General features: G+C 58.6%; 16 protein-coding genes. 3 read left to right on the top strand and 13 right to left on the bottom strand.

Annotation, left to right across the window (positions count from 1 at the left end):
- The first annotated feature begins 18 nt into the window (after window positions 1–18).
- Window positions 19–921 carry a 1,4-dihydroxy-2-naphthoate polyprenyltransferase gene (locus ACXZ66_RS02455; RefSeq protein ID WP_458750254.1) on the top strand — a complete coding sequence of 301 codons (903 nt, stop codon included), beginning with the start codon at window positions 19–21 and terminating at the stop codon, window positions 919–921.
- Between the two features lie 484 nt (window positions 922–1405).
- Window positions 1406–2341: an AEC family transporter gene (locus ACXZ66_RS02450; RefSeq protein ID WP_458750252.1), complete on the top strand. Its 936-nt coding sequence runs from the start codon at window positions 1406–1408 to the stop codon at window positions 2339–2341.
- Here the strand turns inward: ACXZ66_RS02450 and ACXZ66_RS02445 are convergent.
- Window positions 2338–2661 (bottom strand): DUF4229 domain-containing protein, encoded by a 324-nt coding sequence (locus ACXZ66_RS02445; RefSeq protein WP_458750250.1) that lies wholly within the window; start codon window positions 2659–2661, stop codon window positions 2338–2340. The two genes, ACXZ66_RS02450 and ACXZ66_RS02445, sit on opposite strands and share 4 nt — an antisense overlap.
- Window positions 2662–2716: 55 nt before the next feature.
- On the opposite strand from ACXZ66_RS02445, the gene ACXZ66_RS02440 reads away from it, so the two are divergent.
- Window positions 2717–3001, top strand: a complete 285-nt coding sequence (locus ACXZ66_RS02440) for a hypothetical protein (protein ID WP_458750249.1) — start codon at window positions 2717–2719, stop codon at window positions 2999–3001.
- On the opposite strand, the gene ACXZ66_RS02435 is transcribed toward ACXZ66_RS02440, so the two are convergent.
- From ACXZ66_RS02435 to ACXZ66_RS02380, 12 genes are all read right to left on the bottom strand, one after another.
- Window positions 2998–3294 (bottom strand): helix-turn-helix domain-containing protein, encoded by a 297-nt coding sequence (locus ACXZ66_RS02435; RefSeq protein WP_458750247.1) that lies wholly within the window; start codon window positions 3292–3294, stop codon window positions 2998–3000. The two genes, ACXZ66_RS02440 and ACXZ66_RS02435, sit on opposite strands and share 4 nt — an antisense overlap.
- A gap of 241 nt (window positions 3295–3535) precedes the next feature.
- Window positions 3536–4672 carry a c-type cytochrome biogenesis protein CcsB gene (ccsB, locus tag ACXZ66_RS02430; RefSeq protein WP_458750246.1) on the bottom strand — a complete coding sequence of 379 codons (1137 nt, stop codon included), beginning with the start codon at window positions 4670–4672 and terminating at the stop codon, window positions 3536–3538.
- 66 nt (window positions 4673–4738) lie between these two features.
- Entirely contained in the window at window positions 4739–6346 is a 1608-nt protein-coding gene (locus ACXZ66_RS02425; RefSeq protein WP_458750244.1) for a cytochrome c biogenesis protein ResB, read from the bottom strand.
- 68 nt (window positions 6347–6414) lie between these two features.
- Window positions 6415–7200 carry a cytochrome c biogenesis CcdA family protein gene (locus ACXZ66_RS02420; protein ID WP_458750242.1) on the bottom strand — a complete coding sequence of 262 codons (786 nt, stop codon included), beginning with the start codon at window positions 7198–7200 and terminating at the stop codon, window positions 6415–6417.
- 2 nt (window positions 7201–7202) lie between these two features.
- A complete protein-coding gene (locus ACXZ66_RS02415) occupies window positions 7203–7769 on the bottom strand; it encodes a TlpA disulfide reductase family protein (protein WP_458750240.1) in 567 nt (188 codons plus the stop codon).
- A gap of 1 nt (window position 7770) precedes the next feature.
- Window positions 7771–8379, bottom strand: coding sequence for a histidine phosphatase family protein (locus ACXZ66_RS02410; protein WP_458750238.1), 609 nt, complete (start codon window positions 8377–8379; stop codon window positions 7771–7773).
- 8 nt (window positions 8380–8387) lie between these two features.
- Complete coding sequence (gene hemL, locus ACXZ66_RS02405; RefSeq protein ID WP_458750237.1) at window positions 8388–9713, bottom strand: glutamate-1-semialdehyde 2,1-aminomutase; 1326 nt, start codon at window positions 9711–9713, stop codon at window positions 8388–8390.
- Between the two features lie 101 nt (window positions 9714–9814).
- The gene (locus ACXZ66_RS02400) at window positions 9815–10129 is read right to left on the bottom strand and encodes a DMT family transporter (RefSeq protein WP_458750236.1); all 315 of its coding nucleotides are present in this window, start codon (window positions 10127–10129) and stop codon (window positions 9815–9817) included.
- Window positions 10130–10248: 119 nt separating this feature from the next.
- Window positions 10249–11055, bottom strand: coding sequence for a DedA family protein (locus ACXZ66_RS02395; RefSeq protein WP_458750235.1), 807 nt, complete (start codon window positions 11053–11055; stop codon window positions 10249–10251).
- Between the two features lie 11 nt (window positions 11056–11066).
- Window positions 11067–12443 carry a protoporphyrinogen oxidase gene (locus ACXZ66_RS02390; RefSeq protein ID WP_458750233.1) on the bottom strand — a complete coding sequence of 459 codons (1377 nt, stop codon included), beginning with the start codon at window positions 12441–12443 and terminating at the stop codon, window positions 11067–11069.
- A gap of 22 nt (window positions 12444–12465) precedes the next feature.
- Window positions 12466–13512 carry a uroporphyrinogen decarboxylase gene (hemE, locus tag ACXZ66_RS02385; RefSeq protein ID WP_458750232.1) on the bottom strand — a complete coding sequence of 349 codons (1047 nt, stop codon included), beginning with the start codon at window positions 13510–13512 and terminating at the stop codon, window positions 12466–12468.
- Between the two features lie 45 nt (window positions 13513–13557).
- The gene (locus tag ACXZ66_RS02380; RefSeq protein ID WP_458750231.1) at window positions 13558–13908 is read right to left on the bottom strand and encodes a VOC family protein; all 351 of its coding nucleotides are present in this window, start codon (window positions 13906–13908) and stop codon (window positions 13558–13560) included.
- Between the last annotated feature and the right edge of the window lies 1 nt (window position 13909).

The raw sequence follows: 13909 nt of genomic DNA, 5'->3' as shown, positions 1-13909 counted from the left end.
TGGAGCATTATTGATCTCATGAGCAATAGCGCTACCTACACTGCAACCCGCCGCGATTGGTGGCAGGCCGCCCGGCCCCACACCTGGGCCAATGCCTTCTCCCCGGTCATCGCTGGTACTGGTGCTGCAGCATTCCATGACGGTGCACACCTCGGACGCGCGCTCCTAGCGTTGATCGTGGCGTGGGCACTGATCATCGGCGTGAACTTCGCCAATGACTACTCCGATGGCATCCGCGGCACCGACGATGACCGCACCGGCCCTACCCGCCTGACGGGCTCTGGGTTGGCAGACCCGAAGCATGTCAAGAGCGCGGCGTTTATCTGTTTCGGAGTCGCTGCTGTTGCAGGTGTCATTTTGTCGCTGTGGTCTGCCTGGTGGCTGATCATTGTCGGTGCCGTGTGCATCGCCGGAGCGTGGTTCTACACAGGTGGCAAGAACCCCTATGGCTACCGTGGACTCGGCGAGGTTGCCGTGTTCATCTTCTTCGGTCTGGTTGCCGTTCTTGGTACCGAGTTCACCCAGTCTCTCCAGGTCAGCTGGGTCGGATTGGCGCTTGCCGTGGGTATCGGCGCGATGTCTGCCAGCGTGAACTTGGCCAACAATATCCGCGACATTCCTTCCGACAGCGAGAGCGGGAAGATCACGCTTGCCGTGCGCCTCGGCCAGAAGCATTCTAGGCGCCTGTTCGCACTGCTCTCGATGACTCCGTTCATCATGAGCCTGCTTTTGGCAGCGGCTTATACTCCGGTACTAATTGGTTTCCTGGCTTTGCCATTCGCGCTGCAAAGTACATTGACTGTGTTGAAGGGCACCAAGGGAGTTGCGCTCATCCCCGTGCTGGGCATGAATGGCCGGGCGATGTTGCTGTGGTCGATCTTGACCACCGTTGCGTTGTTCTTTGGCGGGGCGGCTTCGTAAGTGGCCTCAGGTCAATATCGAACACTAGTAATTATGTCTGACAGATCATGCCTAAAACGGCGTTTTTGGGCGGATTTTTCGTAGTGTTCGATATCGAAAAGTAGTGCCCGGTTCAGTCAGCTGGGGCATCCTCTTTCTTCTGCCACCGCGAGAACATGCTGGCTGCGAAGCTACACATAAGTGCAATGAGCACGGCAACAAAGTCCGCTCCAAGAACAATCGCTGCCCCGAAGCCCAGGGTGCGACCGGAGAGCGCAATTGGAAAGCTACGAGTCGCGGAAGGCGCTGATGTTCCCCCTTCAAAACAATCACTCAGCCGGGCCCGAGATAGCCTTATCCTATCTTGGCAGGTCGCTCTCCATGCCCCTTTGAAACGTTGCCTATCCAGCTACTAGCGCCAACTGCTGCCCCTTCACCTAGTAGAGTTCTGGTCGTACGTTTGAAACAGAGTTTGAAACAGGTTTACAGGTAAGGATCAAAGTACGTGCTTGACGTCATCACCGGCTTCGCCATCATCTTCGTCGTCATCGGAGCAGGCTACTTCCTCGCCCGGGGCGGCGTGATCGGACCGGGTAAAGAACGGCTCATGTTCAACCGCACGGCGTTCTACGTGGCCACGCCTGCACTGTTGTTTTCGTCGGTTGCACGTTCCGATGTCTCCACGTTCTTCTCCCCTGTGGTCCTAGTGGTTACTATCGCCACGTTCGCCACGGCGGCGCTCTATTGGATTCTGTCTCGGCTGTTCTTCAAGCAGGACATCCCCACAACGACGGCAGGGGCTGCGTCGTCAAGCTATTTCAACTCTGTGAACATCGGCCTGCCAATCTCCATCTACGTCATCGGCGATGCTACGTGGGTAATCCCTGTGCTCGTGGTGCAAATGGTGCTTATCACGCCGTTTGTGATTGCGGGCTTGAGTGTCGACGAATCCTCCTCGGGATCTCGCGTGCGCAAGATCCTGGAGGCGATCCGCAGTGGCATCTTCTCGCCTGTGGTCATCGCGCCCCTGCTCGGGCTGATCATCGCGGGGATGCATTGGACCGTGCCGGATCCTGTGATGGCGCCGCTGGAGATCTTAGGTGGCGCATCGATTCCGATGATCTTGATGAGCTTTGGTGCCTCGCTCTACGGCGGAAAGGTGCTGGTGTCCAAGCCGGATCGCCCTGCCATCATCACCGCATCGACGTTGAAGCTTGCCGTGATGCCCGTGATCGCGTGGGCTGTGGGCGTGGCCATGGGGCTTTCTACCGAACTGCTGTACGCCAGCGTGATTCTGGCGGCGCTGCCGACAGCACAGAACGTGTACAACTATGCCGCGACGTATCAGCGCGGTGAGGTCGTCGCGCGCGATACCGTGTTTATTACTACGTTCTTAGCGCTGCCCGCGATGATCGTGATCGCGGCGCTATTTGGTAATTAGCGGTCGGCTAGCTGGTCGCGGACCCATTGCTTCTTCGCCTGGCGCTGCTCCGACCAAGCCGCGACTGCCTGGGTGGCCTCGACGCGCTGCTTCTGGAACACCAGCATGGACAGTGGGAAAGCCACGATCAGCGCCAGCAGCGCTGACATTACAAGTGGCACAGGCGCGTTGACCAGGAGGGCAACGAGCTGGATGAGCACGGTGAGTAGGATGAAAAGAAGCAAACGGAGCAACCCATAGACCGCCACAGCTTTGTTGGCGCGCTTGCGCACTGCGGGGTCGAGTTCCGGAGCTTCAGAGTTTTGCTGAGGGGTGGTCACAAACTACTACCCTACTCAATCAAAAGTGGTAACCCCTAACTAGTATCGTGGAGGCATGGGACGCATTTTATTAATTATCTTGATCATCGTGGCCATCTGGCTGCTGTGGCGCGCATTCGGGCCGGGCAGTTCCAAGCGTCTTGACTCGACATCTGCTCCTCAGCAACCACCGGCCATCAAAGGGCCGGATGACGACGAAGAGTTTCTCTGGAACATTGAGAAGAACCGCTTTAAGGAACGCCGCGCCAAAGAAGAAGCCGACAGGCGTGCGAAAGAAGAAGAGGAGCGCCAGAGGAAGTTCCGCGAGGGGCAATCAGGCCCCGATGAACAGCCTAATTAGGCTTGCTTTTCTTTTTCGCTCTCATCTTGTTCGCTCTTAGTTGCTTCGTTGGGGTCAAAGAAGCCCAGCTCAAGTCCCAGAGCATGGGCAACTGCGACTACTTTCTCAAAACGCACCCCAGCGCCACCGTGTTCGATTGTGTGCAGCGTTGACCGCGACACCCCAGCGGCTTCGGCCACTTCCTGTTGAAGCCGACCGGTTTCCCTGCGCCGGGAGGCTAGGGTTTCACCTAAGTCAATCAGGACCGGTTGCTCGCTCGCCGGTTTCCCGGCTTTGTTTCTGGGCCCAGCCATGACGTACTCCTTTTGAGTGGATGAACGTGATCTCAGTCACGAATTCGCGTACAGCTTTCTAGCTATCTTATCTGGAAAAATGTCTACCTTTTCACAGATTTTGAAATCATCAGATAGTTTGGGCTCATTTCACCCCTGCACGGAACTGTTTGAATAGAAAAATCGGCTGCGGGAAGTATGCACACTTCCCGCAGCCGATTTCTTGCCGAGATCGAGCTACCTTCTCTTCTTAGCCTCGCGTTTAGTTCAGGCCGGCGTAAGAGTGCAGGCCGGAGACAACCATGTTGATGAAGAACAGGTTGAAGATGGAGGTTGCCAGCGCCAGGACGTTAATCCACGCGGACTTGTAGTTCTTCCAGCCAGCGGTTGCACGTGCGTGCAGGTACGCCGCGTAGAGGATCCAGGTGATCAGGGAAACCGTTTCCTTCGGGTCCCAGCCCCACGGACGGCCCCAGGCAGCCTCTGCCCAGATCGCGCCGAGCAAAATACCAATGCCCAGCAGTGGCAGCGTGATAATGGCGGACTTGTAGGTCAACGAGTCCAGCTTCTTCGCGCTTGGAAGAGGCTTAGCTAAAGCACCGAAGAAGCCCTTCTCCTTGCCCTTAGGCTGCCAGATACGCAGTAGGTACAGCAGAGCAAAGATGCCGGAAATAATACCGATGGAAGCACCGATAGAGACCGAGGAAACGTGGATTGGCAGCCAGTAGGACTGCAGTGCAGGAACCACAGGAGCGGCATCTGCATAGAGCACCGTGGAGTTGAAGTACATCAACACGACCATCGGGGTAAGAACCCACGGCCACATGGTGTGCCAGCCCTTCCGCTGAGCAACCACGGCGGCGATGATCATGACAACCGCAGACATGAACAAGATGTACTCGTACATGTTGCCCAGTGGGAAACGCCCGGTAGCAAAACCACGGGTGACAAAAGAAACCACGTGCAGGGCAATGCCGAACCAGACCATTGCCTGGGTCATGCCAGCAAACTTGCGAGCACTTGCCACACGCTTGTCGTACTCCGCCTGGTCAAATTTCTCGTCTGCGAGGCTGTCTGATGTGGAGTCCTCGTCAACGGTGCTGGTACCAGAAGAGCCAGAGGAGTCAGAAGACTCGGAAGTCTCAGACGAGCCGGAGGCCTCGGAAGAAGCCGCACCGGCGTGGACCAGCTCCTTCGCCTCTGAGGCCTCTGAGGCCTCAGAGGATTCTGCGGACTCTGATTCTTCGGATTCCTGCGCGTCACGGATGCGGCGCATATCAATAACGCCTTGCATCTTGCCGTAATAAATGAGAGAGAGAACGAGAGCTACCAGGTAGATCACAAAGGCTGTACGGAATGACAAATCTGAGAGATTTGCCAGCTCGGCATTAACAAACATGGAATTTACGCTACCCCAATGACCTGCAAAGGTACAAGAGAAGCACAGCTGTGATCCACAGCGCTTTTACTCGTCGTCAAGCCTCTCTCGCTCGACGCCGTCGATGTCGTCTCCGTCGTCATCGTCTTCCTCGCGGCCCAGGATCTTTGCTGCGACGCGTTCGAATTCGCCGGTCCAGCCCGCGCGGTCGGTGCGCGCCAGGCCACCAATTTCCACGTGCGTACCACCGTTATCGGCTGGGCGCAGACGCACCCAGATGCGACGACGCTTGATCATCAGCGAACCGATCAGGCCGGCCAGCATGATCACCGTGGTAGCCAGGACCCAGCCCTGGGAAGGGTCGTGGGAGATCTGGTAGTTGGCGTACTCGGCGGCGCCGTCGAAGCGAATGGTTACGCCGCCGTCGATGGTGACTTCCTCGCCGGGAGTGAGGTTGACTCGATCGACCTTCTGAAGCTGACCCGTAGCAATGAGGGTCTGATCCAGCACGAAGATGTTCTGGGAGCGGCCGGAATCCAGGCCGGAATCGCCGCGGTAAATGTCCACGGCCATGGCTGGGTCTTCCATCGATGGGTAGACCGAGGTGAGCATGTCGCCGTTTTCGCCGGACCACTGTGCGGTCGGGGCGAAGAGGCCTTCGATGGAGATCTGGTTCTGCCGGCGCTCGTAGAGGTCGGGGTACATGCCTGCCGGAGGATCGAAGCGCATCACGCCCGAGGAGAGGAAGTAGGTCGGGTCGTCCGGCTGGAACTGGATCATCTGGGTACGGGACTCACCATTGGGCCAGGTCACGGTCACCTGTGGTGCGAAGCCGTGGCCCTGGAGGTAGACGCGGTCGCCGCCAATGCGCAGCGGGTGGTTTACGCGCAGCTGGTAGTCTTCCCAGGTTTCCTTCGCGGTGTAGATCTGGTCGCCGAGTGCATAGGAAATGTCCGAGGTGAACTCGTATGCCTGCCCATTCGGGGTGTACTCGGTGGCGAAGTTGTGTGATTCGAAGCAGAAGGGGGTCAGCCCGGTGCCGTCGAAGAGCGGGCCGGCGCGGAAGCTGTCAAAGTTTGCAGGCGAGGTATTACAGAATTCCTTGGACTGCTCCACTGGTACGGCATGCTGGGATTCCGAGTTGGTCACAATGATGACCTGGCCCTCGTAGTAGGCAAGGCGCCCGATCATGACGGTGACCAGCATTGCCACAAGCCCGATGTGGAAAATCAGGTTCGAGAGTTCACGCGAGTAGCCACGCTCTGCGGCCAGGGACTGCGCACCTGCACGGTCCTCCTCGGCGCTGTATTCCTCGACGTGCCAACGCTTCAGGTATTTCTTGGTATCCGCGGCGACCTCGTCCAAGGGCTTGTCCACAACGCCTTCGGTATGCAAAGGCATGCGGTTTAAGAACTTAGGCGCCCTGGTCGGCGGGGTTGTGTACGCCTTGTAGTGGTCCCACGAACGCGGAATAATACAACCCACCAACGAGATCATCAGCAGCGTGACAATGGCAATGAACCATGAGGAACTGAACACGTCGAACAGCTGCAGGCGATCGTAGATCTCGCCCATCGTGGGGTTCGCGGCCTTGTACTCGTCGACCCTGAATTCACTGATCGAGCGCTGTGGCAAGAGTGCCCCAGGGATCGACACAAGAGCCAGCAAGAACAGCAGGATCAGCGCAGTGCGCATACTGGTTAGCCAGTGCCAGCCTTTTTTCAGCCAAGTCCACACGAAGCGCACGTCAACCAACTTTCTTTCTAAATGATCGTCGTACCGTAGTCTGCCACGAGCGACTGCGTCCAACTAATGAAGTAGTTCCATGCGCCAGTAAACAGGGCAATGCCGACGAGAATCATGGTGACGCCGCCGATGATCTGCAGCGTGCGCGAGTGCTTTCGTAGCCACTCGAACGCACCCATCGCTTTCGAGGACCCAATAGCAACCAGGATGAATGGCAGACCCAGCCCGAGGCAGTAGCCCAGGATGAGCAGGACGCCGCGTGCGGCTGTCATGCCCTCGGTGCCCACGGATACGGAAATGATCGCCGCCAGAGTTGGGCCCAGACAGGGTGTCCAGCCCAGTGCGAACACGCCACCGAGCAGCGGAGCACCTATCCACGTTGTCCACTTCTTAGGCTGTATGCGGGTATCGCGCTGCAGACCTGGGAGAAAGCCCAAGAAAGCAAAGCCCATGATGATGGTGACCACGCCGCCAATGCGCATCAAGAGCTCTTGGTTTAGTTGGATCAGGCTGATTACGCCGAAGACTGAGACCGTCATCAAGATGAAAACAACGCTAAATCCCAAGACGAACAGCGAGGCAGCGCCTACAACAGCGCGGTTTCGCCTCTTGCCCACCTTGATGCCGTGTTCCTCATCGAGCACCATTTCGCCACCGACAATACTTGTCAGATACGACATGTAACCAGGCACCAGTGGCACCACGCACGGTGAAGCAAAGGACACAAGCCCTGCCGCGGCGGCCGCGAATAGCCCAATCAAAAGGGGGCCAGAAGTGGCCATGTCTGCAAAAAATTCGCCCATGGTTAAATCAGCTGATTCGTCACATCGAGAATGTCCTGGTCGGACACTTCACGCAGGAACACCGCAGCAGGGCGGTGCTCACGGTCTAGAACAATCGTTGTCGGAATTACCGAAGTAGGAACGCCACCGAGTGCGCCCGCTGTTTTAAAAGGCGGGTCATAAATCGACGGGTAGGTCACGCCATTATCGGTGACAAAATCCCTGGAGATCTGCGGGTTGTAATCACGGACATTGATACCAAGGACAGTGCCGTCGTCGCCAAGCGACTCTTGTACTCGCTGCAAATCGTCGACCTCAGCTCGACACGGCCCGCACCACTGCCCCCATGCGTTGAGCACGACGACCTTGCCCGCATAATCCGACAGATTGATTGTGGCGCCCTCCTCCATGAGGGATTCGCCGGAAAACTCCTGGAGAGGGACGCGATCCGCCTCATCGTAGAAGATTTCCACCTGGCCACCCGGGGTATGGAAGGCAAAAGTCTCCGTCTGGGTGTTGGACTGGCCGCACGCGGTCAGCCCGAGAGCAGCAACACACAGGGTTGCCACCAAAGTTAAACGATTACGCATCTCAAATTTCTCGAGCCGGGGTTGAATAGAAAGAATCTGTCAATATTTCATCACGAAAGAGCAAAGAAGTCACACTCGCAAGGTCGCACTGCCGGTCCAGTGGATTATGTGGCAAAGGCTTTTCGACGATCGCACGCTGCACCATGACAATGGGCAACTGGTGCGAGACCAAAATCGCCTCATGGCCCTCCGCACTCAGGCGCGCGCGCTCGATGGCGTCCATCATACGTGCGAGGACGTCGTCATAAGGCTCGCCCCAAGAAGGAATTGAAGGGTCCTTCATCAGGCGCCAGCGGATCGGGTTGAGCAGCTGGGAACGCCATCCCTTGGTGCGCAGGCCCTCGAATTGGTTGCCTGATTCGATCAGGTCGTGGTCAGTGCCAATCTCCAGGCCCGTGACCTCGGCGAAGGGCTGCGCCGTTTCCTGTGCGCGCTCCATTGGGCTGGCAACAAGGTGGGTCACGTCGTGGCCAGTAAAGGATTTCGCGGTGGCCGCGGCCATGGATTTGCCTCGCGACGAGAGGTGGTAGCCCGGCAGGCGTCCATAGAGGATCTTCTTCGGGTTATGCACTTCACCGTGGCGCACAAGGTGGACAATTGTGGTGGTCATTGGTTTGATTATTCCCCTTGTGGTGTGGCTGCCGCAGCGGCTTGGGCGGCAGGTTTCAGGGCTGCCTCGATGCGCTCATAGTCCGCGTCGGTCAGCGCCGTGGAGACAAACCAGGTCTCGAAAGCACTTGGTGGGGCGTAGACGCCGTGGTCCAACAGGGCGTGGAAGAACGGTGCGAAGCGGAAGGTGTCTGCTGCCTGCATATCGGCGAAGTTGCGCCCCTCCCCTTCTGCGAAACGCACCGACAGCATGGTCGACGCACGCTGGATGTGGTGCGCCACGCCTTCGCGATCCAGTGCCTCGGTGATCAACTTACCCAGCATGTCGGCGTTAGCGGTCAGGATTGCGTAGATATCCGGGCTGGCCAGGCGCAGCGAAGCAAGGCCCGCGGCCATGGCCACCGGGTTACCCGAGAGCGTGCCCGCTTGGTACACGGGACCATTCGGCGCGAGGTGGTTCATGATGTCGGCGCGGCCACCAAAGGCCGCCGCGGGAAGGCCACCGGAAACGACTTTGCCGAAGGTGGTCAGATCGCCTGCAACTTCGTCCACGCCGTACCAACCAGAGTAAGAGGTGCGGAAACCGGTCATGACCTCGTCGATGACCAACAGTGCGCCGTCTGCGTGGGCGATTTCCTTCAGCGCTGCGTTAAATCCTGGCTCGGGGGCCACGGTGCCCATGTTGCCCGCGGCGCCCTCGGTGATGATGGCTGCGATTTCCCCGGGGTGCTCTGCGAAAGCGGCACGTACTGCGTCAAGGTCGTTATAAGGAACCACGATGGTATCTGCGGCCTGCGCGCCGGTCACACCCGGGGAATCTGGCAGCGCGAACGTGGCCACGCCCGAGCCCGCCGAAGCCAGGAGCGCATCCACGTGGCCGTGGTAGCAGCCCTCAAACTTCAACAGCTTTGCCCGGCCGGTGAACCCGCGGGCCAGGCGCACGGCCGACATGGTGGCCTCGGTGCCCGAGTTGACCAGGCGAACTTCCTCCACGCTGGTGCGGTCAATGATGGCCTGGGCCAGATCAATCTCTGCCTCAGTCGGCGCACCGAAAGACAACCCCTTCTTCGCGGCAGCTTCCACAGCGGCCAGTATTTCGGGGTGGGCATTTCCGTGGATCATGGGACCCCAGGAATTTACCAGGTCAACGTAGGTGTTTCCATCTACGTCGACCAGCTGGGAACCCTTGGCGGATTCAATAAAACGCGCGTGCCCGCCCACGGAGCCGAAGGCCCTTACTGGGGAGTTCACACCACCCGGGGTTACTTGCACTGCTTTTTGGAAGAGTGCTTGTGATTTCTGGGTGTTTTGCGACGTCAGTTTTCGGGCAGTCATGCGCTCCATTGTAGAGGTTCACATCGACGGACTCACAGCCCACCGACTGTGACTCACAACTCCGGCAGTAAACCCACAGAATTAGCCACTAGGCAAGCAACTTAGGCAACCATCTTCAGCCCGACGATGCCGCCGATAATCATGGCCAAGAAGACCACCTTGAGCACCGTTGCCGATTCTTGGCCAGTAGCCATGGAGATAATTACCGTGGCTGTTGCTCCAACGCCTGCCCACACCGCGTAGGCAGTGCCCACAGGAATGGTTTTCATGGCCCAAGCCAGCCCACCCATGGAGATCACCAGGGTGACAAAGAAAATGATGGTGGGCCAGAGTTTAGTGAACCCCTCCGAGCGACCCAGCGCGTTTGCCCACGCTGCCTCGAAGAGCCCGGAACCGATCAGAATTACCCAATTCATGGGACCTTTCTGGCCGTCTTGTCGCGCGGTCGGGTACGGCTCCCTCGTCCGACACACCGAAAGGTCTACGGTGTTCGGTAAGTATTGTACACAAGATTCGCTTTACGACGACCTACCGCTTACTTTTCCTGCTGCTGCTCTTCCTGCTTCGCGTCCCTGTCGTTCTTCGCTTGTTTGAAGAACACCGAAACGAAAATGAACACGACCAAGGCGATAGCAATCCAGTTGGCCACCTTTTGGTACTGCTCAAGGACGAACACAACCGGCTCGCCGATGGCGTAGCCCAAGGCGAAATAGCCCAGCGACCAGATAGTTTTCGAGATGAAGTTCAACACCATGAACTTGCGCACGCCCATACCGGTTGCGCCACTCATGACGAAGACCACCAGCGCAATCGGCAGCGGGATTGGAACATACGCCAGGAAGATTCCCACCCAACCGAGTTTTGAGGTCCAGCGCTCAACACGCTGGATATTGCGGTGCGTGCGTGGCGATTGCTCCGCATACACATCCAGCATTCCGCGGCCCCAGAGCTTGCCCGCCCACCAATAGACCCAGTCGAACTTGATGGCCACCAGCGAGCCGATAAGTAAGTACCAGATCCAGTTAGGTGCTTCACCAACCGCAGCGAGTGCGCCCGTGGAGGCTGCACCGATGCGCGAACCGGTCAACGCCAGCATGACCTGTGGGTCCAAGCCCAACAGCCACGCGCGCAGCGGGATCATGGCCATGCCGAACAAACCGATAAAGCCGATCCATCCGAGACACCAGTAGTCCGCCCTGCCAGGCTTTTTGTTCCATGGCATGCCCGGTTCTTCCCACCATTCGGGCTCGTTCTCAGCTTGATTTTCAGCTTGAGCCTCGGCGGTATCCTCTGCAGTATCTTCTGCGGGAATCTCGTCCTGCGGTTCGCGGTTTTCTGCCATGCCCACTCAACTTACTCGGAAATGCGCGCAGCAGCGGACTTGGCATCCGCAATCACGGCAGGAACGCCCACGCCGCCTGCCCACGCGCCGGTGACGTCAATGCCCGGCACGTCGGCTAGGTGGTCACGAACCTGCGCAACAGTGGCCAGGTGTGTCTCGTTGAAGCGGGGCAGTCCGCCGAACCAGCGCTGCACGTAGATTTCTTCAAGGCCTGCCTCACGTCCGTCAAAACCCGTGATCTTGTGCAGATCGTCGAGTGCCCAATCCACAAGGTCGTCCTCGCTGGCGCGCAGCGCGGTGTTATCGCCGAAGCGACCAAAGCTGGCGCGCACCAGTGCACCACCGCGCTCACCGATATGTGGCCACTTCTTCGACGAGAAGGTGAACGCCTTCGCATGAACATTGGGTTCATCCGCAGCAACCAGCACGCCAGAGTTATCCGGTAAACCTTCGGCCGATTCAAAGCGCATACCGACGAGTGCCGAATCCGCCAGCTTGACTGCCTTCAACGTCTCGGAGGCCTCCGGCGCGACCTTCTTCAACAACAGCGCTGTAGTAGGTGCTGGGGTGGCAATGAGCACGCGGTCATAGATGGTGTCTTGGCCGCCGGTGATTTTATAGCCCGCGTCAGTCTTCTCAATACCGGAAACAAAGGCATCAACATAGATGTCGGCGCCGGACTTTTCAGCCAGGGTTTCGTAGAGCTCGGCGTAACCACCGCGGAAAGTACCGAAGACTGGCTCGTCGGACTTTTCCTTGTCTGCAGTGAGGTTGCGCACGGCGCCGGTGAGGGTGGCCGGCTCCCCTGCTTCGACCAGTCGGTCGAGTTCCTCGGCCAAAGCGGGCATGGTCGCGCGCACGCCCAGATCGTCGGCGGTGCAGGAATACACCCCACCCAACAGGGCGGAGACCACGTGGTCAGCCACCTCATCGCCGAGGCGTTCGCGAACGAGTGCCCCGACATTGAGATCGCCCCCTACTGGCCAGTCGATGCCTGGCTGGTTGGCTTCGTCGTCGATACGCGCTGCTGTCTCTGTGCTAATAAGGTGCGCGAGTGGCTCCGAGGACGCTGGGATGCCCATGACGCCACCGGCGGGCAGGGGTTGAGTCTGGCCGCCTGTGTAGACCAGGGATTTCAAGCCCGAGGGGAAGACGATCTGGTCTTTCAAGCCGAGCTCATCGAAGAACTCCACGGCATCTTTGCGGCGGTACAGAAAGGCTTCGGCGCCCATGTCCGTGGGGCCGGCCTCGAAGGCGACGGTGAAAAGTTTGCCACCAATGCGGTCGGTGGCCTCGTAGACATCGATGGTGGCGTCCGCGTGCTGCTTGCGGATCTCATACGCACTGGTCAATCCTGCAAGGCCGGCGCCGATGATGGCAAAGTTCATGAATTAGTACCTGACTCTCTAATTAGCTTTCGTGAATGATGCGCACCGCTTCGGTAATCGCATCCGGGTCAGTATTCGGCAATACGCCGTGACCCAAGTTGAAGATGTGGCCGGTGGCCGTACCTGCGGCGATGGCGGACTGCGCCTCGGACTTGATGCGCTCGACCTCGGAGCGCACGACATCGGTGCCAGCGAAGAGCATCGCTGGGTCGAGGTTGCCCTGGAGCACGCGCGGGCTGGAGAAACGGGTGGCGGCCTGATCCAGTGGCACACGCCAATCCACGCCCATGACCTCGCTGCCTGCGTCGCTCATCGCGCCGAGGATTTCACCTGTGGCCACGCCGAAGTGAATGCGAGGGATCTCGCCTGCCACCGATTCGAGGATTTCCACGGAATAAGGCAGCACGTGCTCGCGGTAGTCGCGCTCGGTGAGGAAGCCCGCCCAGGAATCAAAGAGCTGCATCGCGTCGATGCCGGCCTCGACCTGGGTGCGCAAGAAGGTCACAATGGTTGGAACCAAGCGTTGCATCAGTGCGTGCCACGTTTCTGGCTCGGCATGCATCATGGCCTTGGTTTTCTCGTGGTTCTTCGAAGGCCCGCCCTCGACTAGGTAGCTGGCCAGGGTAAACGGTGCGCCCACGAAACCGATCAGGGCCTGGGCGTCGGTAAGCTCGCTAAGAATAATCTCGATGCCTTGGGAGATCTCGGTGACCTCGTGGTCCAAGATCGGCAGCGCATCCACGTCAGCGCGCGTGGTGATGGCCCGATCCATCACAGGTCCGCGGCCAGGCACGATTTCCACGCCGACACCTGCGGCGCGCAGCGGAACCACAATGTCAGAGAACAAGATCGCGGCATCCACATCGTGGCGACGCACAGGCTGCATCGTAATTTCAGCCAGCAGCTCCGGCATAAAGCAGGAGTCCAGCATGGAGATGCCCTCGCGAACCCTTTTATATTCAGGCAGCGAACGGCCCGCCTGGCGCATAAACCAGACAGGGGTACGGGAGGGAGTCCGGCCATGGGCGGCCTCAAGCAGAGGTGCGTTATTCAGGTCGCGTCGATTCATGTTCACCATTGTGGTTCAAAAGTTTGAGATTAGGAAACCGCGCCCCTATTCTTCAACCTCTTCAGCGAACTGCAACTCGTTTCCGGCAGGGTCGGTGGTCACCGCAACCTTGACCACTCCGTAGTCCACCGGGTCGCTTACCTCTACGCCCTTGTCGCGCAGCTCGGCAACAAAAGCGTCGATGTCAGTGCAGCCGAACAGCACCGCATTCGTCCCGGCGCGCTCGAGAATCTCGGCCACCTGAATGTAGTGCCCTTCCGTGATTTCCCACTCCGCGACGCCTTCCGCGGGCTCAATATCGGTTTCGCCAAAGAGGGACTTATAAAAATCGTGGACGTCGCTGAGCTTATTTACTGCCAGAACTGGGATCACGGAATCCAGGTATTTGTTAGCCATG

The sequence above is a fragment of the Corynebacterium sp. S7 genome, from assembly GCF_054401105.1.
The sequence above is the reverse complement of the archived record's forward strand: the minus strand, read 5'-3'. Positions and strand labels throughout refer to the sequence as shown.

Bases quoted from the DNA above. Each gene is read 5' to 3' on its own strand.
- ACXZ66_RS02440 (WP_458750249.1), top strand. From the start codon at position 2,717: ATGGGACGCATTTTATTAATTATCTTGATCATCGTGGCCATCTGGCTG.
- ACXZ66_RS02400 (WP_458750236.1), bottom strand. From the start codon at position 10,129: ATGAATTGGGTAATTCTGATCGGTTCCGGGCTCTTCGAGGCAGCGTGG.
- hemL (WP_458750237.1), bottom strand. From the start codon at position 9,713: ATGACTGCCCGAAAACTGACGTCGCAAAACACCCAGAAATCACAAGCA.
- ACXZ66_RS02435 (WP_458750247.1), bottom strand. From the start codon at position 3,294: ATGGCTGGGCCCAGAAACAAAGCCGGGAAACCGGCGAGCGAGCAACCG.
- ACXZ66_RS02390 (WP_458750233.1), bottom strand. From the start codon at position 12,443: ATGAACTTTGCCATCATCGGCGCCGGCCTTGCAGGATTGACCAGTGCG.
- ACXZ66_RS02420 (WP_458750242.1), bottom strand. From the start codon at position 7,200: ATGGGCGAATTTTTTGCAGACATGGCCACTTCTGGCCCCCTTTTGATT.
- ccsB (WP_458750246.1), bottom strand. From the start codon at position 4,672: ATGTTTGTTAATGCCGAGCTGGCAAATCTCTCAGATTTGTCATTCCGT.
- ACXZ66_RS02425 (WP_458750244.1), bottom strand. From the start codon at position 6,346: ATGCGCACTGCGCTGATCCTGCTGTTCTTGCTGGCTCTTGTGTCGATC.
- ACXZ66_RS02455 (WP_458750254.1), top strand. From the start codon at position 19: ATGAGCAATAGCGCTACCTACACTGCAACCCGCCGCGATTGGTGGCAG.
- ACXZ66_RS02410 (WP_458750238.1), bottom strand. From the start codon at position 8,379: ATGACCACCACAATTGTCCACCTTGTGCGCCACGGTGAAGTGCATAAC.
- ACXZ66_RS02395 (WP_458750235.1), bottom strand. From the start codon at position 11,055: ATGGCAGAAAACCGCGAACCGCAGGACGAGATTCCCGCAGAAGATACT.
- ACXZ66_RS02380 (WP_458750231.1), bottom strand. From the start codon at position 13,908: ATGGCTAACAAATACCTGGATTCCGTGATCCCAGTTCTGGCAGTAAAT.
- hemE (WP_458750232.1), bottom strand. From the start codon at position 13,512: ATGAATCGACGCGACCTGAATAACGCACCTCTGCTTGAGGCCGCCCAT.
- ACXZ66_RS02415 (WP_458750240.1), bottom strand. From the start codon at position 7,769: ATGCGTAATCGTTTAACTTTGGTGGCAACCCTGTGTGTTGCTGCTCTC.